The sequence below is a fragment of the Trueperella bialowiezensis genome (genome assembly GCF_900637955.1).
GTDB classification, from domain to species: Bacteria; Actinomycetota; Actinomycetes; order Actinomycetales; family Actinomycetaceae; genus Trueperella; species Trueperella bialowiezensis.
Genome location: NZ_LR134476.1, coordinates 1,957,415 through 1,975,763, shown reverse-complemented (window position 1 = coordinate 1,975,763; position 18,349 = coordinate 1,957,415). Strand labels below are relative to the sequence as shown.

The window sequence follows — 18,349 nt, the reverse complement described above, 5'->3', positions numbered from 1 at the left end:
TTATCGCCGCTGGTTAGAACACCAGGTCCCATACGTCCCAGAAGGCGACGACGGTGGCGATCACCAGCAGGCCGTAGATGACGCCGACGATCACCCAGCGGTCGCGGACGAGGGTTGAGCCCACTCGCGCCGCACCGGCGCCGAGGTGGCCGGCCTGCAAGGTGCGCGCTACAACGTGGACGAACAGCGGAATCACCGCCAGCCATACGACCACGCAATACGGGCAGATCGACCGTTCTACTCCGTAGGATTGGTAGCCGAACCACAGGACCCACACCATGCCCAGTGTTGTTCCTGCGCTGGCGGCTAGCCACAGCAGGCGGTGCATACGCCCGCCCGTGACTAGGACGAGCCCGAGGCCTACCATTCCGGCAAAAAACAGGGCTCCCCACAGGGCATTAGGAACGTCAAAAAACAGGGTGCCCTGCCATTTTGTAAACCAAGACGAGCATCCTACCAGCGGATTAATATCGCATAAAAGATCGCCAGCGGGGTTCTTGAGGTATGCGCGTTCAGCAAGTAACAGCATGAAAGCTGCGAACATACCAACGAAGCTGGCGACGACCCACACGATCCCGGTTTCCCGGCTTGCTCCCCCCGCCTTTTCATGCTCGGTCGCTTTGGCTTGAAGTTTCGCTAGTCGGCGGTCCAGCTCCGCAATGTCTAAATCATCGAGATCATTGGACGTGTTCGCCACTGTTGTGTGCCTTTTCTACAAAATTTGCCACGAACTGGACGGTATCTTCCCAGCCGGACACCGCATGAGTGTCAATTCCCGTTTTAATGACCGGGTAGTCGTTACCACCTGGATCTAGACGATCCCCGATAAAGAGCATCTGGCCGATATCGATGCCTGTCTGTTGTGCTAGTTCGGTGATGCCGTAAGCCTTGTCTACTCCCTTACGGGTGATATCGACGGACGTGGAACCACCCGAGCGGACTTCGAGATCAGGAAGCCGGGCAGCAACTGCCGCGCGCAAGCGTTCCTTCTTTTCTCCGCTCGGATCCCACGCCTTCTTAGCATCAAGGGGTGCCTGTTGGCCGAGCGCGGAGAACGTGATCTGAGATCCACGATCCTCAATGATGTGCCCCCACGGCTCGGCCTCCCACAGGCCTAGGTTCTTGGCTTCTTCTTCGACGACCCGCATCGCTTCGTCTCGCTCACTTTGCGTGAGGTCCCGAACGTACACGGGCACCCAGTCCGCGCCATCGTGCCTCATATACCTGGTTCCGCAGGTCGGCATGAGGTGTAAGCGCCCGAGCTGGGCGGTATCCGCGCCTAGACCAGCAAGCAACTGGCTTCGGAACTGCTCAAAGTTCCCTCCAGAAATCACGCACACCTCGCGAATATCCAAAAGATCGCGAAGCGTAACCGCCATACTCGGTGGTAACGGTGATTTCGACGGGGCTAGCGTGTCGTCAAGATCGAAAGCAAGAAGTCGATACGTCACGGATCTGTTAGGCGTCCTTACGTGCCGAGTTCACTGCAGCTTCACCCAGGAGTCGGGCTGCACCCACGAGGAACAGGCCAACGGCGATGTCCGCGAGGAACTTCATGAATTCAATGAAAATCCTCAGACCACCGGGGCGCACGTATTCGCTGGCCGTGATCAAATCAATAAAATTGAACAGGCTAGCGGTGACGATGAGAGCAGCGGCCACAATAGCCACGATGTGGATGATCTTCGCGAGACCTGCAGCGAACGAACGCGAGTAGTCAAACGAGAACAGCGAGCCAAAGCCGCCCTGAGCAGGGTAGGCCTGCTGACCGTATGCCTGGGCGTAGCCCTGCTGGCCGTAGCCTTGCTGAGCATACTGTTGCTGGCCGTAGCCTTGCTGAGCGTATCCCTGCTGAGCGTAACCCTGCTGTGGCTGCTGGTAACCCTGCTGGCCATACTGCTGGTTCGGCGCTGACTGGCCGCTCGCGGCCTGGTTGGCGCCTTCCGGCTGGAACTGTCCGTTCGTATTGTTTTCAGACATAAGGATTCCTTTTCCTCGAATACAACGTCACCGATATTGTCTCACTCGACGCCGACAAAACCAATCGTGTCTAAAACCAGGTCAGTGCTATAAGCTTGCACCTATGCACGATAACAGTACCGAGCTCACTCCAACCGCAGAGCCGAGTGATTGCGCCACCGATCGCCGCTCGCCAGTACCGCAAAGCCTCGCAACAGCAGCAGGATGGTCGTGGCGAATTATCGTCATTTCGATCGTGGCGATTGCAATCGGCTGGGTTGCTATTAAATTCTCCACGATTCTCATTGCGCTTCTGGTCGCTCTTCTGCTGGCTGTGATCCTCGAACCGCTGTCAGCTAAATTACGCACACGGTGGAACTGGCCACCAGCAGCCGCGGCAGCATGTGCCCTCATCGGCCTCATCGTCCTGATCGTCGGTTTGCTCGTGGGCGCCGGTACTGGCATTTACTCTGGCCTGTCTGACTTGACGGAACAGGTGGCCAAAGGAATCGGCGCGCTCATCGACGTCGTCACTACTCAGTTCCCAGATCTGCAAAACACGCTCGACGACGCGTGGGAAAGCGCTCAGACGACTATCAAGAACAACTCGTCATCCATTCTGGGTGGTGTGGCCGCGGTCGGTTCCACTGTGACCTCGTTCTTCACCGGGCTCATTCTGACCCTGTTTTCACTGTTCTTTTTCCTCAAAGATGGCCGGCGCCTGTGGCATTGGCTCGTGCGTCTTGCTCCGCACTCGCAGCAGACCCGCATCAACGAGGCCGGCATCCGTGCGTGGGTCACGGTCGGTAATTACACGCGCACCCAGGCCATCGTGGCCGCAGTAGATGCCGTGGGCATCGCCGCAGTCGCCATGCTGCTCAAGACGCCGTTCTCGTTGGCGTTCCCGATCGGCGTCGTCGTCTTCCTCTTCTCGTTCATTCCGATCGTGGGCGCGTTCCTTTCCGGGTTCCTCGCGGTCGTCATCGTGCTGGTCAACACCCAGTCCATCGGCATGGCTTTGCTCATGCTTGCGGGCGTGATCCTCGTCCAGCAGATCGAAGGAAACGTTCTCCAACCGGTGTTACAAGGCAACGCGCTGAACATGCACGCGCTGGCCATCGTCATCATCGTCACGGGTGGTTCGGCAGTGGCCGGTATTTTCGGCGCGCTGTTTGGGGTGCCGCTTGCCGCCGCGATCAACACGGCAATCCTGTACTTCCAAGGCCACGACACCTATCCCTATCTTGACCGGATGGAAGACCGCCCGGGCGGGCCGCCACGCGAATTTGAGTATTTCAACAAACAGCACTGGGAGCGCTTTGACGAGAAGGTCGCTCAGCATTTGACTCCGGCCGAACGACGCGCGGCGCGCAAGAACAAGAAAACCGCCGCGGAACCCGTCACCGCAGCGGACGAGGAGAGCTAAGCCTTTCGGCCCCTGCACCGCAGAGGTTTTTGGGCAATAATATTGGGCAGCTGATCCCTACGATTACGGAGTTAACATGGCAACACCACACATCAACGCTGAGAAGGGCGATTTCGCTCCCGCAGTCCTCATGCCCGGTGATCCCAAGCGGGCCGAGCGCATGGCTAACCTCCTCATGCCAGACGCGAAAGTCGTGTCGGATGTGCGCGGCATTAAGGCATTCACAGGCGAGGTGGACGGCAAGCCGCTGTCCATCATGGCCTCCGGCATGGGCCAGCCCTCGCTCGCGATTTACGTGACGGAGCTGTTTACCGAGTTCGACGTCGAGCGAGTAATTCGCGTCGGTACGTGCGGCGGGCTGTCTGACGTGGTGAAGATCGGCGACGTCGTTATCGCTAACGGCGCGCACTACGAAGGCGTGATCAACACACACCTGATCCCAGAAACCCACTTCTCTGCAGTGGCCTCGCACAACCTTGTGCAGGCGGCTTGGGAAGCAGCTGAGGGTGATCCGGGCGTCGTCGTCGCTCCCGTCATTTCGCGGGATCGGTTCTATGACGTGCCACGCGAGGTAGATGAGGCTGCTGCACGTGTGGGAACCGCTGGTGCAGAAATGGAAGCCGGTGCTCTCTACGGGCTGGCCGCACGCCACGGCAAGCAGGCTCTTGCCGTGTTGACTGTGTCCGATCACCTCACGGTGGATTCTGTAGACATGACGGCCGAAGAACGCGAGACCAATTTCCAAAAGGCGCTCAAGCTCGCAGTGGCTGCTGCCCTGTCGTAGCGGGCGGTTGCCACAGGCCAGCATGCGCGCCCGGAGTTAACCCTCCGGGCGCGCGGCGCGTCCAGGCCAGCTTCCTGCCCATATTGCCGGCGCAGGACCACGGACAAGGGGTAGCTGATGGTGTGGCATCAGCATGTCAACCGGACATGCCGGCGGCCATGCGGTTGTCAAAATCCACCCCATCTTCGGCACCCGCCACGGATACCGTTCCTTTGTTTCCACGTCGATGTTCATACCCCTAGGTTTCCATGCACGTCCGACAAAAATATGCCCGCCCCGATATGCTTACTTTTTGACGTTCCTCTTACCTATGGGCTGAAAGGTTGAGCTCGGTGGCAAAACTCTACTTTCGATACGGCACGATGAACTCCGGCAAAACTGCTGGGCTTCTCATGGCGGCACACAATTTCGAAGAGTCTGAACAGAAGGTGTTCATCGTCAAGCCGGCTCTTGATTCGAAAGCGGGCGGTGCGCTGAGCACACGGCTTGGTATTGAACGGCTTGCCGATCATCTGGCCCAGCCCGACGACGACCTCTATGACATCACCAGCAGGTGGGTGGCAGCCAACGCCGGGTCAACCATCGGGGGCGTGCTCGTGGATGAAGCGCAGTTCCTCACCGCACGTCAAGTCGACCAGCTTTTACTTGTGGCACTAACACTCGACGTCCCAGTGTTGTGTTATGGGCTGCGCACAGATTTCCTCACCCATGTGTTCCCGGGTTCGGCCAGGCTACTCGAAACCGCACACACGCTTGAAGAATTGAAGACGATGTGCGGAGCTGGGTGCCGGCGCAAAGCCAACTTTAATGCCCGTAAGGTTGATGACCGTTTCGTGCTCCACGGCGATCAAGTGAGTATTGATAACCAGGACAACGTCGAGTACGTGGCACTGTGCGGGCAGTGTTTCCTCAAGCTCGTCGGCCCCATCGAAGGCGCTAACTACGAGCGTTAAAACATGGCAAGCGCGAGCGCAAAAGCGCCCGTTCCACCTAGCAAGGACACGAGTACTTTCCGAAACGCAAGATGTAGGCAGCACGTAGCAACGACGCCAACTGCCGCTGGCACCCATGATTCGGCGCTCGCAAAGGTGATATCACGCAGCGAAAACACGACGAGGATTGCCATGACCCCGGCGGGCATGGTGCGGCCAAGGTAGGCAAGGGTTTGCGAGTCGCGTACCTTGGCTAAGAAAACGAACGGAGCGGCGCGCAGTCCGTAGGTGATCGCCCAGACGGTCACCGTGACTGTAAGAATGTAGGTCATGCCCGTGCTCCTTCCCCGGCACCTGACCCGTTAGCTATCCGCGGTTCGTCCGTGCCGGACGCAGGCGGCACAGCGGGTGCAAAGCGAGCCGATACCACGAGCATTGCCGTGAACGCGCTGAGCGCAATCGGCAGATAGAGATCAGCTGGGGCGAGCAACGCGACGGCGGCCACCACACATGCAAGCACGAATTCCATCCGGATCTTCTCGCCCATCGACTCGATCATTAACACAATAAAAAGTGCTGTCATGACGAAGTTGAGCACCCGCGGATCGAGCGGCAGTGCCAAGCCCACGAAAGCGCCCAGTGTACAGCCGGTGATCCACCACGAATGGCAGGCAACTTGCGCGGCAATAATGCGTTGTCCGCTGAGCTCACGGCGTGGGATCGCAGAAATGAGAGCGTACACCTCGTCAGTGATCGCGTGGATCGAATACAGCTTCGCCAGCTTCGGTTTGACCAGATCCAACGGAAACGAGATTCCATAAAAAACGTGCCGGAATTGGATGAGCAAGGTGGCTAACGCGATCGCAGCAATTGGTTCGCGTGCCACGATCATTGGCACCACGAGGTATTGCATTGAGCCGCCGTACATGACGACGGCGAACACGGTTGCCCACCACCAGTCCAGTCCGGAACCGGTGAGCAGCATTCCCATTCCCATGCCAAGCGGGATGTAACCTAGCCCGACTGCAACCGAGTCACGTAAGCCGGCCACAATTCTCGAATTCATGCCTTGAATCTAAGACTCTCAACCGTGAACGCAAAATTGCGCCGGTGGGCGGAATCAATCCGCCCACCGGCGCTGAGATGACCCTTCTAGCCGAGCTCCCCCGAATTAGCGGGTTTGCTCAGCTGCAGGCGTTAGTCCTCGTAGGTCAGGCCGTGGCCGAGCTTGTAGACGTTGCCGTCCGAGTCCGTCCAGGCGTAGTCGAGGCCTTCTGGCATGTACTGCTGCTTGTCGTAGCCCGGAACGTCGTTCGGGGAGACGCACACGCCGTTCTCGTCAACCGCGATGGCTGCTTCGGTTCCCGGAGGCGTGATCGGCAGCTTGCCTTGCGGCTTGAACTTGCCGGCGATCACTTCGCCCTGGGCGTCGAAGAACGAGTGGAACGAGCCGATCAGCGCGTCAGCGAGCGGTTCGACGTCGTCGATAATCCACGCCAGCGAGTAGTTGACCGAGATGATGACCTTCTGGCCGCGTTCGCGACCATCGCGTGCCATCTGGCGGAACTCCTCAGCACCCGACACGGTGGTCTCGGTGTACGGCGTGCCGTCGACTGCCTTGAGCGGCTTGTTCTCACAAATCGTGAGCTCAAGCAGACCCGGGGTGGCGTTGAAGTAGTCACCCGACTGCGGATCGACCATGAGGATGAGCGCTTCGGCGTCTTCAGGCTTGTCAACAACGACGAGGCCGTCAACAGAACCGATCTGCTCGCGCGCCTCGGCGGTCTTCTGCTCGGAGACTTCTGGCTTCTTGTGCCACATCTGGACGTACACCTTCGTGCCATCGGCAAGCGGCAGAGTCTTGTTCGAGTTCTTCATGAGAACAACGGACTTGCGGTGCACGTCCTTAGCGATCTCCCAACCCGGGGAGTTGGCAACGATATCGTCGGCTGCCTCGGCGTCCACGTAGGTTTGGTCATCGAACAGGCCGAGCTGGAACATCTCCATGAGCAGGCGGAAGTTCGCCTCGTCGATACGCTCCATGGAAATCATGCCGCGCTCGACTGCTTCCTTCAGATCCTCAACATTGTTCGTGTCAGCAATCAGGTCGGTTCCCGCGTTGACTGCCTTCGCGAAACGGCCAGGACGATCGAGATCCTCCACGCCCCAGCACATGTTGTCGGTCACACCGGAATCGGAGTTGATGTAGCCCTTGTAGCCCATGCGCTTACGCAGCACCTCTTCAATGAGGTACCAGTTGAAGGTGAAGCCGACCTCTTCGAAGGGGACGTCGATGCCGTCAAGCTTCTGTACCACCGACTTCTCGATCGACGGGGCCGAGTAGTACGGCATCATCGAGGCAGACTTGATCGCAGCCTTGAAGCCAGGCATGTGGTACTTCTCCAGCGAACCAGGCGTAGCGTAGACGTTCCACTTACCTTCCACGTAGTGCGGATCGAAGCCGTTTTCACGCGGGCCGCCGCCCGGGTAGTGCTTCGTGGTCAGCGCGATCGAATCCGGGCCGAGCTCATCGCCCTGGAAGCCCTGGACGATGCGTTCCATCGCGTCAACGATGAGGTCCGGGCTCTCACCGAACGTGCCATAGGTACGCTGCCAGCGCGGATCGGTCATGACGTCGGCCATGTACATGTATCCCTTACGGATACCTGCTGCCTTCCACTCGATGCGGGCGGCTTCGGCGTAGTCGGTGAACAGCTGGCCGTCCTTGCCGAGCGCCTTTTCGCCGAGCACCGCGGCCGCCAGGCCCATTGTGGCCGGGAACGTGGAGAACACGCCCATGGCATCGTTCATGCCGAACACGAATTCGCCGTTGTCGTTACGCGGATTCGACGTGGTGATCGTCGGAATACCGAGGCGGGTGCCTTCCGCAATTTCATTGAGCTTGTTGTTCCACCGGGCGAGTTCGGTGGGCGAGAAATTGTCACGCAAAATGAAGTGGCGGATGTGGAGATCTTCGATCGTGTAGGTAGTGCCCCACACCTTGCGCATGGCGAAGATGGTGGCGCCCTGCTCGATCACTTCCTCATCGATGATGCCATCGTGCGAGGTTTCGCCGCCTTCTGGCGTGTTGTAGCCGGTGCGGCGCGTGTTAATGAGCATGTTGCCGACCTTTTCGTCCAAGTTCATCTTGGACACAAGATCCTTCGCACGCTCTTCGTAGGGCAGGCGCCAGTCCTCGTAGGGGTCGAGTTTGCCATTGCCGTTCAAGTCCTTGAACTTCAGGCCGTCAACCTCAATGATGTTTTTCACTCGAGTTTCGAGCTTTGGTTGCTCCATTGCATACCTCTCTCTGGGTAATTGACTGTCTCAGCCAGTCTATACAGGAAGATGAAAATAATTTGCAAGTTTCCATAAATTGCCAGTACACTGGCGGGTTTCATGTCCAATGGGTGTTGCTTCGTCATCTTGGGCACAGCCCGTGAGATTAATTTGCAACCCTTATCGCGCGCGGTGTTAACTTGTCTTCATCCAGTTAGGGTTTTCATGACGACGGCGGCGAAGGCGGCACAGATGATCGAATTGCGCGGGGTGACGAAGGTCTACCCACGTAAGGGCAACGATCCCGTCGTCGCGCTCAATAATCTCACGCTGTCTATTCCAGATAGGGACATCCACGGAATCGTAGGCGAATCCGGTGCCGGTAAATCTACGCTCATCCGGTGTTTGACGGCCCTGGAGCGCCCGACGTCGGGATCCATCCTCGTCGACGGCGAAGATCTCACAACGCTCACCGAATCCCAGTTGCGTGCCGCACGGCGTCGTATTGGAATGGTCTTCCAGGGCGCGAACCTCTTCGAAGCGCGCACGGCATGGGACAACATTGACTACCCGCTCAAAGTATCTGGCATGCCAAAAGCTGAACGCAAGGAACGGGTGGCCCAGCTACTTGAACTTGTGGGGCTTGGCGATCGGGGTGCCTCCTATCCGGCACAGCTCTCGGGCGGGCAGCGCCAGCGCGTTGGCATTGCGCGCGCGTTAGCGGCTAATCCGGCGGTCGTCCTTGCTGACGAACCAACATCGGCACTCGACATGGAGACCACCGATCAGATCCTCGGTCTACTAAAAGACATCCGCGATCAACTCGGGGTGACGATCCTCGTTATTACCCACGAAATGTCTGTGGTACGCAAGATTTGTACGTCGGCCACCCTGTTAGAAACAGGCAATATTGTTGAAACGGGGTCGATCGAAAAGACGCTCGCCGAGCCCAGCTCGCGGCTTGCGAAGAAGCTCATCCCGCTTCCCGACGTCGATCCACACGCCGTTGGAGACAACTCGATTATCGACATCTACTTCACGTCCAGCCCGGGGATTCCCACCGGATCGGCTGTCATGGATCTGGTGGCCCAGCTCGGCGCGGACATCTCGGCTGGCACGTTCGAATCGGTGGGCCAAATGCAAGTGGGCCGCCTAGCGTTGGCCGTGGCACACGACGACGTCGAGCCCGCGTTGCGTACGTTTGCTCAGCAGGGGATTTTTGCGGAGGTGCGTGCCCTATGACGAACCTGCAAGCTTTGATCGCGTCGGCTCCCCTGTTCGCGAATGGGACCTGGTTTAACAACTCTGCGATCCAACGCGGCCTGTGGCCGGCCTTCTTGGAAACCATTTACATGGTCGGGGTCTCCTCGCTGTTCATCGTGCTCCTTGGCCTGCCGTTGGGTGTTTTCCTGGCGGAAACCCGCAAAGGCGGACTCATCGAAGCTCCGCTCGTACACCGAATCACCGGGATCTTGGTTAACCTCGGCCGAGCAATCCCGTTCATTATCCTCGCGATCATCGTCCTGTTCATCATCCGGCTTATTGACCTGCCGTTCTTGAAAGCGGTGGGCTGGCCCGCGTTCACGATCGCACTCGTGGTTAGCGCGGTCCCCTATTTCGCCCGGCTCGTTGAGTCCAACGTGCTCGCAGTCGAGGCCGGCAAAGTGGAGGCCGCACAGATGACGGGCGCCTCCCGCGTAGCCATCATGGGCGGGATCCTCGTGCGTGAAGCCCTACCGTCGATCATCAACTCGATCACAATCATGGTTATCACCGTGGTCGGTTATTCAGCAATGGCGGGTGCCGTGGGCGGCGGCGGACTCGGTGCGCTCGCGATCAACCAGGGCTACCAGCGCTACAATTTCGACGTGATCGTCATCGTCGTCGCCATCATCCTCGTGCTCGTCCAACTCATTCAGTGGATGGGCGACATGCTGAGCCGGATGGTTGACCACCGCTGAGGCGCAACCATCCGGGTTTATGAGGCCTCGGCCACATCACTAACCACGTTCATTTCAGAAAAGGATCATCATGCGTAAAATTTTTGCACTCCTCGCAGCTGCCAGCTTGGCGCTTGCTGCTTGCTCATCGGATAACGGCGATACGAAAGAAACGACGGGCGCGAACGGCGACGTCGTCACCCTCAAGGTCGGCGCCTCCCCTGTTCCGCACTCGGACATCTTGCAGTTCGTCTCCGATAACCTTGCCGCCGACGCCGGTATCAAGCTCGAGATCAAGGAATACACCGACTACGTTCAGCCGAACGTTGATCTGGACGCCGGCGATCTGGACGCTAATTTCTTCCAGCATATTAATTACCTGGATACCGAAAACGCGGATAAGGGCTACAGCCTCGAACACGGCGAGGGCATCCACATTGAGCCGTTCGGCCTGTATTCGAAAGTCGTCAAGTCGGCAAGCGACGTTCGTGAGGGCGGGATCGTCGTCGTGACGAACGACCCGTCGAACCAGGCACGCGGCCTGAAGCTGCTCGAACAGCAAGGTCTGATCAAGCTGGCCGACGTCGAAAACCCGACTATCTACGACGTCGTCGACAACCCCAAGAATCTGGACATCCGCGAAACGGAAGCACCCGCGATTCCGGTGCAGCTGCCCGATGTTGACCTCGCGGTCATCAACGGTAATTTCGCGCTCGAAGCCGGGCTCGTGCCAGCCACGGACGCGATCGCACTGGAAGATATTGAGAACAACCCGTACGTCAACGTGTTGGCGTGGAACAAGGATTCCGACAAGCTCGAGGCGATCAAGAAGCTTGACGAGCTCCTGCGTTCGCCTGAGGTGGCCAAATTTATTGCGGAGACCTACCCGAACGGTGAGGTTATTCCCGCCTTCTAACGCCAGGCATAACGCCTAGCGCGCTAGGTCAACGCGAGCGGCGGCGCCCGTCGAGTTTTCTCGGGGGCGCCGCCGCTTTTCACGTAGGATGGGAGCACTCCGGCGTAAGGATGCTCCATGATTTCAGACGTTGACATCGCCCAAGCGGCTCACCTCCTCCCAATTTCTGAGGTTGCTCGCAATCTCGGCCTGGCTGAATCTGAGTACGCTGCCTACGGGCGCGATAAGGCCAAGCTCGAGCTGACACCGCGCCCGGATCGCCCCCGTACCAAGCTCGTGCTCGTCACCGCGATGAGTCCCACGCCGTACGGTGAGGGCAAGACGACGATCAACATCGGGCTGTCGATGGCGCTCAACAGGCTCGGTAAGAGTGCGATCAGTACGCTGCGTGAGCCGTCGCTTGGTCCGGTGTTTGGGCGCAAGGGCGGAGCGGCCGGTGGCGGATACGCGCAAGTGGTTCCGATGGATGACATCAATCTTCATTTCACCGGTGATTTCGCCGCGATTGCGGCAGCGAATAATCTGCTGGCGGCATTGATTGACAACTCGATGTATCACAGCAACCAGCTACGTATCGATCCGGAACGCATCACCCACCGGCGTACGATTGATATGAATGATCGGGCGCTGCGCCGGATCACGGTGAGTGTGGGTACAGGTGTGGAGCGGGGCGAGCACTTTGACATCGTGCCCGCCTCGGAAATCATGGCCGTGCTGTGCTTGGCCTCCGACCTTGCCGATCTTAAACGCAGGCTCGCCAATATGATCGTTGCCTACACCGCGGACGGCGAGCCCGTCACGGCCGAGCAGCTCGGCGCCGTTGGTGCGATGACCTTGTTGCTCAAAGACGCGCTCAAGCCGAACCTCGTGCAGACGCTCGAGAACACGCCCGCAATCATTCACGGCGGGCCGTTTGCCAACATCGCCCACGGTTGCAATTCCATCATCGCCACGCGCATGGGCCTCCAGCTCGCGGATTACACGATTACGGAGGCGGGCTTCGGCGCCGATCTGGGAGCGGAGAAGTTCTTTGACATCGTCTGCCCCGCCGCCGGTTTTGTTCCGGACGCGGCCGTCGTCGTCGCTACTGTACGGGCGCTGCACTACAACGGAGCCGGGCACGCTCAGCCGCTGCAGGCCGGGTTTGCGAACCTAGAACGGCACGTGAACAACCTGTGTGCGTACGGGGTTCCGCCCGTGGTGGCTCTCAACAGGTTCCCTACGGATTCGGACGACGACGTCGCCGTCGTGCGTGACATGTGCGGCCGACTCAACGTGCCGTTCGCTGTGACTGACGTTCATGCCAAAGGAAGCGAAGGCGGGATCGATCTGGCGAACGCTGTCATGGACGCGTGCGAGGCCGGCGCTGATTTTAGCCCGCTGTATGAAGCTGAGTTGCCGCTGACCGAGAAGATCGAAACTATTGCGCGCAGCATTTATCGGGCAGGCAGCGTCGAGTTGACCGCGAGCGCCGCCGCTGATCTGGCGCGTTTCGAGGCGATGGGATATGGGCGGCTACCGGTGTGTATCGCGAAGACGCAGTATTCGTTTAGTGACGACCCGGAGCTTGTGGGCGCCCCGGCGGATTTCCCGCTGGTGATACGCGAGGTGCGGCTGAGTGCGGGTGCTGAGTTTGTGGTGGCGTTGACGCGGTCGATGATGACGATGCCGGGACTTCCGGCCGAGCCTGCCGCGGCCGGTATGGACGTTGCCGACGACGGCACAATCACGGGGCTGTCGTAAACGCTGCTCTCGTTGGAGCGGGCTCTCCTAGGCACAGACTCTCGCAGAACCGTTCACGCGAGGATGCATACGGTTTCTACGAAGTGGGTCTGCGGGAAAATATCGAGCGCGTGGAAGGCCAGGAGCTTCCTGCCGCCGGCCACGAGCGCGGCGAGGTCGCGGGCCATTGATGACGCGTCGCAGGAGACGAGGGCGATCTTCTCGGCGGTGCTTGCTGCAAGGATCGCTGCTGCTGGTGTGCCCAGACCACTGCGCGGCGGATCGGCGATGACCACCTGCGCGCCGCGGATCAGATCGCCGATCGTGCGGGCGTTGATTGTGACGGCCTCGGCGCCCGCCCACGGATACGCCGCAAAATTGTTGGTGGCCGCGGCGCTCGCCGTCGTGTTGCCCTCGTAGGCGCGCACCGTGCCAGATGGCCCAACGAGGTGCGCTGCCACCAGCGAAAACAGCCCTGCGCCGGAGTAGAGGTCGACGACGTGGGCGCCCTCCTCCACGGCTAGCTCGTCTACAACGCACGCCACCAGTTCGCCGGGCGCGTGGGTGTGGACCTGCCAAAAACCTCCCGCAGCAAGTTCGTAGGCGAACTCGGTGCCGCGGTACGTGACCGTTTCTCGGATGCGTGGCTCTGCTGGCCGTCCCGGTGCGTGGAAGGCCTGCTCGCCGGCGAGAACGAGTGGTTCTCCCCCGCTCGGTGCGACGAGCCGGATGTGCGTGCCGGGTGCGACGGCGTCGTCCCAGTCGGCGCCGAAAATGCCGAGTTCGGCGAAATCACGGACGGCAAGCGGCAAGTCGGTAACCCGCTCACGGCGCGGCGTGCCATCGGGTTGGCGGATATTCATCCCGACGCCGGTGGGCAGCTTGTCGACGGCGATGCGCGTGCGGTAGCGCCAGCCGGGGGCGGCCGGGTCAGGGTCGGCGACGCCGTCCACGAGCACATCTCCGCCGCGTGCCGTACGCACTTGTTCGACGAGGCTCGTGCCGCCGGCCAGCTCCAATTCGCGCCAAAGCATGCGCGACTTCATCTCGCGCTGCGTTTCCAGGTTCATGTGCCCGTAATCGGCCGCGCCCGTCGCGTTCACGGCGCCGAGCGGCCAGGGATGCTCGATGCGTCCAGCAGCGGGCTCAAGCACGCGCTGAATCGTGCCGAGGTATCCGCGTTTGCGCCGGTGCGTGATGAGCACCTGCAGGCGTTCGCCGAGCACGGCCCCGCGCACGAACACCGCCTCGCCGCCCGCCAAGTGCCCGATAAATTCGCCGCCGAAAGCGACGTCGCTCATGGTCAGCTCAACAACGCTTCCTATCACGTACGCACCTCCTGGCTGGCTAGGTGTCCACCCTATCGCGAGCGCGGTAAGCCAGCGGTGGGGCGCGGTATAGTTGGGGGAAGATTCCGCACGGCACATTGAGGAGTATTTTCGTATGGCTAGCGCTATTACTGGCACGTTCGCAGCTCGGCATATTGGCCCGCGCACAGACGAGGTCACCCACATGCTTGACGAACTTGGATACGCCTCGCTTGAGGAGATGATGGTAGCCGCAGTGCCGTCAAGTATCCGTCAGCGCGACCCGCTGCGCCTGCCCCCTGCGCTCTCGGAGCCGGAAGCCCAGGCGAAACTGCGCGCGATGGCTTCCAAGAACGTGGTCAAGCGCCAGCTGATTGGGCAGGGCTTTTACGATACGCACATGCCGGCTGCGATCCGCCGCAACGTGTTTGAAAACCCGGGCTGGTATACGGCTTACACGCCCTATCAGCCGGAGATTTCGCAAGGCCGGCTCGAAGCGCTGCTGAACTTCCAGACGATGGTTGCTGACCTGACGGGTTTCGATCTGGCGAACGCGTCGATGCTCGACGAGGCGTCGGCCGCCGCCGAAGCCGTGCTGCTCATGGCCCGCGCAAACCGGAAGAATCGCGACGGCAAGATCGTGCTTGATTCGAACATCTTCCCGCAAAACCTTGCGGTCATCCGCGGGCGCACGCGCGCACTCGGTATCGAGACCGAGGTGACCGACCTGACCGGCGGGCTCCCCGAGGGCACGATCGCCGGCATCGTCGTGCAACAGCCGGGTAACGACGGCGCGATCGTCGACCACGCCGAGATTATTGCCCAGGCTAAGCAGGCGGGCGCGATGGTCACCGTGATCGCCGATCTGCTCGCGCTGACCGTGATCACGCCCCCGGGCGAACAGGGCGCCGACATCGCGGTTGGCAACACGCAGCGCTTTGGCGTGCCGCTGTCATTTGGCGGCCCGCACGCGGCTTACATGGCCGTCGGCGACAAGCTCATTCGCCAGCTTCCGGGCCGGATTGTTGGGGTGTCTGTTGACGACGCCGGCCGGCCCGCCTACCGCCTCACCCTGCAGACCCGCGAGCAGCACATTCGCCGTGAAAAGGCGACGTCCAACATCTGTACCGCGCAGGCGCTGCTGGCCGTACTCGCCGGTTTCTACGGGGTGTACCACGGCCCGGACGGGCTGACCGCCATCGCCAGGCGTGTACACGGACATGCCGTACGGTTGGCACAAGCGCTTAAGGCGCAGGGCTACGCGCTTGCCTCTACCGAGTTCTTTGACACCGTCGTCGTCGAAGTTTCCGACGTCTCGGCAACCATCGCGCAAGCCTGCGAGGCCGGCTACAACCTCCGCCGGTTTTCTGACACACAGGTGGGAATCTCCTTCGACGAAACCACGACGAACGCCGACGTCGCAGAGGTTGCCGCCGTGTTCGGCGTCGTGCTTGACGACGCCGAGGATACTGCCAGCGCTATCCCGGCGACCATGGTGCGCACGTCGGAGTTTATGACGCACGAGATCTTCCATTCGATCCGGTCGGAAACTCAGCTCATGCGCTACATGACCCGCCTGCAAAACCGCGATCTGGCGCTCGATCGGACGATGATCCCACTGGGCTCGTGCACAATGAAGCTGACTGCGTCCGCGGAGATCGAGCCGATCACATGGCCCGAATTTGCTGGTATTCACCCCTACGTCCCCCGCGATCAGGCGGCCGGATGGCTCGAACTCATCGAGTCTCTCGAAGGTTGGCTGGCCGAGATCACCGGGTACGCGGCAGTCAGCGTGCAGCCCAATGCTGGCTCGCAAGGCGAATACGCCGGCTTGCTCGCCATCCGCGGGTACCTTGACGCGCAGGGCGAAGGCCACCGCAACATCTGTCTCCTGCCATCTTCTGCACACGGCACGAACGCGGCCAGCGCGGCGCTTGCCGGCTTGCAGGTCAAGGTGATCAAGACGGCCGACGATGGCTCGATCGACGTCGACCACCTCGATGCTCTACTCGCCGAACACGGAGCGAACGTTGCGGCGATCATGGTCACCTACCCGTCAACAGCCGGCATTTACGAAGACCGAATCGCCGAAGTGTGCCAGAAGGTTCACGACGCCGGCGGGCAAGTCTACGTTGATGGCGCGAACCTCAACGCGCTTGTTGGTATCGCTCAGCCAGGCAAGTTCGGCGGGGACGTCTCCCACCTCAACCTGCACAAGACGTTTGCGATCCCGCATGGCGGGGGCGGCCCGGGCGTTGGCCCGGTATGCGTGGCTGAGCACCTCGTGCCCTACTTGCCATCCGACCCGCTTCGTGACGAGGCCGCCGCGCCGGTTGCCGCCACCCAATACGGCTCGGCGGGGGTCTTGCCAATCACGTGGGCATATATTGCGATGATGGGCGCCGACGGGCTGACTCGGGCTTCGCAGACCGCGGTCCTATCCGCGAACTATCTGGCGAAGAAGCTCAGTGGCCACTATCCGATCCTGTACACCGGAAACGGCGGACTCGTCGCTCATGAGTGCATTGTGGACATTCGCCCGATCGCCGCAGAGACGGGCGTGAGCGCCGAAGACGTGGCCAAGCGGCTCATGGATTTCGGCTTCCACGCGCCCACCATGTCGTTCCCCGTGGCGGGCACGCTCATGGTGGAACCTACCGAGTCTGAAGACCTCGCCGAGCTCGACCGGTTCGCCGAAGCGATGATCACGATCCGCGAGGAGATCGCCGAGATCGAACGTGGCGAAGCCGAACTCGAAACGTCCGTGCTCCGCCGTGCTCCGCATACTCTTGCCGCCGTCGTCGACTCGAACTGGGATCGGCCATATTCGGTGGAGAAGGCGGCCTTCCCGGTACCCAGCCTCAAAGTGGACAAGTATTTCACTCCGGTGGGCCGGATTGATCAGGCGCGCGGCGACCGCAACATTTTCTGCTCGTGCCCACCCGTTGAAGCGTTCGAGAACTGAAAGGCAAGCTCATGAAGCACTCCCCACTACACGCAGTCCACGAATCCGCAGGCGCAAGTTTCACCGATTTTGGCGGCTGGAACATGCCGCTGAAGTTCGGAAAGGAACTCGACGAGCACCACGCCGTGCGCACGGCTGCCGGCTTGTTCGACGTGTCGCACATGGGCAAGATCTGGATCACCGGCCCGCAGGCGGCCACCGGTCTTAACACTGCGCTGGCTGGCAATTTCGCGGCGATGTCCATCGGCCGCGCCCGCTACACTCTGGCGCTCACGGCCGAGGGCACGATCCTCGATGACCTCATCGTCTACCGCTTTGCTGAGGATCGTTTCCTTGCGATTCCGAATGCGGGTAATGCCGGCGTCGTGCTCGACGCGCTGCAAACGCGACTGGCCGGATTCGACGTCGTCATTCGTGACGAAACGGCCGACCATGCGCTCATGGCCTTGCAAGGTCCGGCATCGCTTGAGGTGCTGCGCGCACTCGCCGCCCCAGATCTTGCCGAGCGTGCCGCTGAGCTCACAAACTACACGGCTGTCGAACTGCCCGAGCTCGGTGTCATTCTGGCACGCACCGGATACACGGGCGAACTCGGCTACGAGATCATCATCGGCGCGCAGCAGGCCCCCGAGCTGTGGCAGGCGCTTATTGATGCAGGCAAGCCGCTCGGGCTGCTCCCCTGCGGGCTGGCTGCACGCGATTCGCTGCGCCTGGAAGCCGGCATGGCGCTGTATGGCAACGAGCTGTCGACGTCGATCACACCGTTCGAAGCCGGGCTGGGCGGCGTCGTCAGCTTCAAGAAAGAAGAAGACTTCACCGGCCGTAGCGCGCTCGAACCTCACCTCGGTGAGACTCCGCGGCGTGTGCTCGTCGGGCTGGTATCCGAGCAGCGCCGCGCGGGGCGTGCCGGGGCGGCGCTCGTCGTCGATGGAGAACAAGTCGGGCACATCACGTCCGGTATCCCGTCGCCTACGCTCGGCCATCCCATCGCCATGGGATACATCGACTCCGAGCACTCCGCGCCGGGAACTAAAGTGGATGTGGACGTGCGCGGAAAGGGACTCCCATTCACGATCGTGCCCCTACCGTTCTACACTCGAGCTAAGAAATAACGATCCC

17 protein-coding genes are annotated in these 18,349 nt (G+C 60.6%); 9 read left to right on the top strand and 8 right to left on the bottom strand.

Annotated features, from left to right (window positions below; all coding sequences use genetic code 11):
• Positions 1-13: 13 nt before the first annotated feature.
• Genes EL234_RS08950 through EL234_RS09425 form a run of 3 tightly spaced genes read right to left on the bottom strand, consistent with a single transcriptional unit; the run spans position 14 to position 1,980 of the window.
• Positions 14-697, bottom strand: a complete 684-nt coding sequence (locus EL234_RS08950; protein ID WP_126417123.1) for a vitamin K epoxide reductase family protein — start codon at positions 695-697, stop codon at positions 14-16.
• On the bottom strand, positions 678-1,451 hold the full coding sequence (locus EL234_RS08945; RefSeq protein WP_126417122.1) for an HAD-IIB family hydrolase: 774 nt from the start codon (positions 1,449-1,451) through the stop codon (positions 678-680). Before EL234_RS08945 ends, EL234_RS08950 begins: the two co-directional genes overlap by 20 nt.
• 7 nt (positions 1,452-1,458) lie before the next feature.
• The gene (locus EL234_RS09425; protein ID WP_126417121.1) at positions 1,459-1,980 is read right to left on the bottom strand and encodes a hypothetical protein; all 522 of its coding nucleotides are present in this window, start codon (positions 1,978-1,980) and stop codon (positions 1,459-1,461) included.
• 103 nt (positions 1,981-2,083) lie between these two features.
• Between EL234_RS09425 and EL234_RS08935 the strand changes: the two genes are divergently transcribed.
• Positions 2,084-3,385: an AI-2E family transporter gene (locus EL234_RS08935; protein ID WP_126417120.1), complete on the top strand. Its 1,302-nt coding sequence runs from the start codon at positions 2,084-2,086 to the stop codon at positions 3,383-3,385.
• A 76-nt stretch (positions 3,386-3,461) separates the two neighbouring features.
• The gene (locus tag EL234_RS08930; RefSeq protein WP_126417119.1) at positions 3,462-4,169 is read left to right on the top strand and encodes a purine-nucleoside phosphorylase; all 708 of its coding nucleotides are present in this window, start codon (positions 3,462-3,464) and stop codon (positions 4,167-4,169) included.
• A 36-nt stretch (positions 4,170-4,205) separates the two neighbouring features.
• Here the strand turns inward: EL234_RS08930 and EL234_RS08925 are convergent, their stop codons facing one another.
• The gene (locus EL234_RS08925) at positions 4,206-4,403 is read right to left on the bottom strand and encodes a hypothetical protein (RefSeq protein WP_126417118.1); all 198 of its coding nucleotides are present in this window, start codon (positions 4,401-4,403) and stop codon (positions 4,206-4,208) included.
• 98 nt (positions 4,404-4,501) lie between these two features.
• On the opposite strand from EL234_RS08925, the gene EL234_RS08920 reads away from it, so the two are divergent.
• Positions 4,502-5,122 carry a thymidine kinase gene (locus EL234_RS08920; RefSeq protein WP_126417117.1) on the top strand — a complete coding sequence of 207 codons (621 nt, stop codon included), beginning with the start codon at positions 4,502-4,504 and terminating at the stop codon, positions 5,120-5,122.
• Here the strand turns inward: EL234_RS08920 and EL234_RS08915 are convergent.
• From EL234_RS08915 to EL234_RS08905, 3 genes are all read right to left on the bottom strand, one after another.
• Positions 5,119-5,433 (bottom strand): branched-chain amino acid transporter permease, encoded by a 315-nt coding sequence (locus tag EL234_RS08915; protein ID WP_126417116.1) that lies wholly within the window; start codon positions 5,431-5,433, stop codon positions 5,119-5,121. The genes EL234_RS08920 and EL234_RS08915 overlap by 4 nt on opposite strands.
• A complete protein-coding gene (locus EL234_RS08910; protein WP_126417115.1) occupies positions 5,430-6,167 on the bottom strand; it encodes an AzlC family ABC transporter permease in 738 nt (245 codons plus the stop codon). Before EL234_RS08910 ends, EL234_RS08915 begins: the two co-directional genes overlap by 4 nt.
• A 131-nt stretch (positions 6,168-6,298) precedes the next feature.
• The gene (locus tag EL234_RS08905) at positions 6,299-8,398 is read right to left on the bottom strand and encodes a glycoside hydrolase family 3 protein (protein ID WP_126417114.1); all 2,100 of its coding nucleotides are present in this window, start codon (positions 8,396-8,398) and stop codon (positions 6,299-6,301) included.
• A 234-nt stretch (positions 8,399-8,632) separates the two neighbouring features.
• On the opposite strand from EL234_RS08905, the gene EL234_RS08900 reads away from it, so the two are divergent.
• The 4 genes from EL234_RS08900 to EL234_RS08885 all read left to right on the top strand — a co-directional run bounded on the left by EL234_RS08900 (position 8,633) and on the right by EL234_RS08885 (position 12,979).
• Positions 8,633-9,622, top strand: a complete 990-nt coding sequence (locus EL234_RS08900; protein WP_126417320.1) for a methionine ABC transporter ATP-binding protein — start codon at positions 8,633-8,635, stop codon at positions 9,620-9,622.
• Positions 9,619-10,341 (top strand): methionine ABC transporter permease, encoded by a 723-nt coding sequence (locus EL234_RS08895; RefSeq protein ID WP_126417113.1) that lies wholly within the window; start codon positions 9,619-9,621, stop codon positions 10,339-10,341. Before EL234_RS08900 ends, EL234_RS08895 begins: the two co-directional genes overlap by 4 nt.
• A gap of 70 nt (positions 10,342-10,411) precedes the next feature.
• Positions 10,412-11,236, top strand: a complete 825-nt coding sequence (locus EL234_RS08890) for a MetQ/NlpA family ABC transporter substrate-binding protein (RefSeq protein ID WP_126417112.1) — start codon at positions 10,412-10,414, stop codon at positions 11,234-11,236.
• Positions 11,237-11,353: 117 nt separating this feature from the next.
• Complete coding sequence (locus EL234_RS08885) at positions 11,354-12,979, top strand: formate--tetrahydrofolate ligase (protein ID WP_126417111.1); 1,626 nt, start codon at positions 11,354-11,356, stop codon at positions 12,977-12,979.
• Between the two features lie 53 nt (positions 12,980-13,032).
• On the opposite strand, the gene EL234_RS08880 is transcribed toward EL234_RS08885, so the two are convergent.
• Entirely contained in the window at positions 13,033-14,286 is a 1,254-nt protein-coding gene (locus tag EL234_RS08880; RefSeq protein WP_126417110.1) for a class I SAM-dependent RNA methyltransferase, read from the bottom strand.
• A gap of 115 nt (positions 14,287-14,401) precedes the next feature.
• On the opposite strand from EL234_RS08880, the gene gcvP reads away from it, so the two are divergent.
• Complete coding sequence (gene gcvP, locus EL234_RS08875; RefSeq protein WP_126417109.1) at positions 14,402-17,230, top strand: aminomethyl-transferring glycine dehydrogenase; 2,829 nt, start codon at positions 14,402-14,404, stop codon at positions 17,228-17,230.
• A gap of 11 nt (positions 17,231-17,241) precedes the next feature.
• Positions 17,242-18,342, top strand: a complete 1,101-nt coding sequence (gene gcvT, locus EL234_RS08870; RefSeq protein ID WP_126417108.1) for a glycine cleavage system aminomethyltransferase GcvT — start codon at positions 17,242-17,244, stop codon at positions 18,340-18,342.
• Positions 18,343-18,349: the final 7 nt, after the last annotated feature.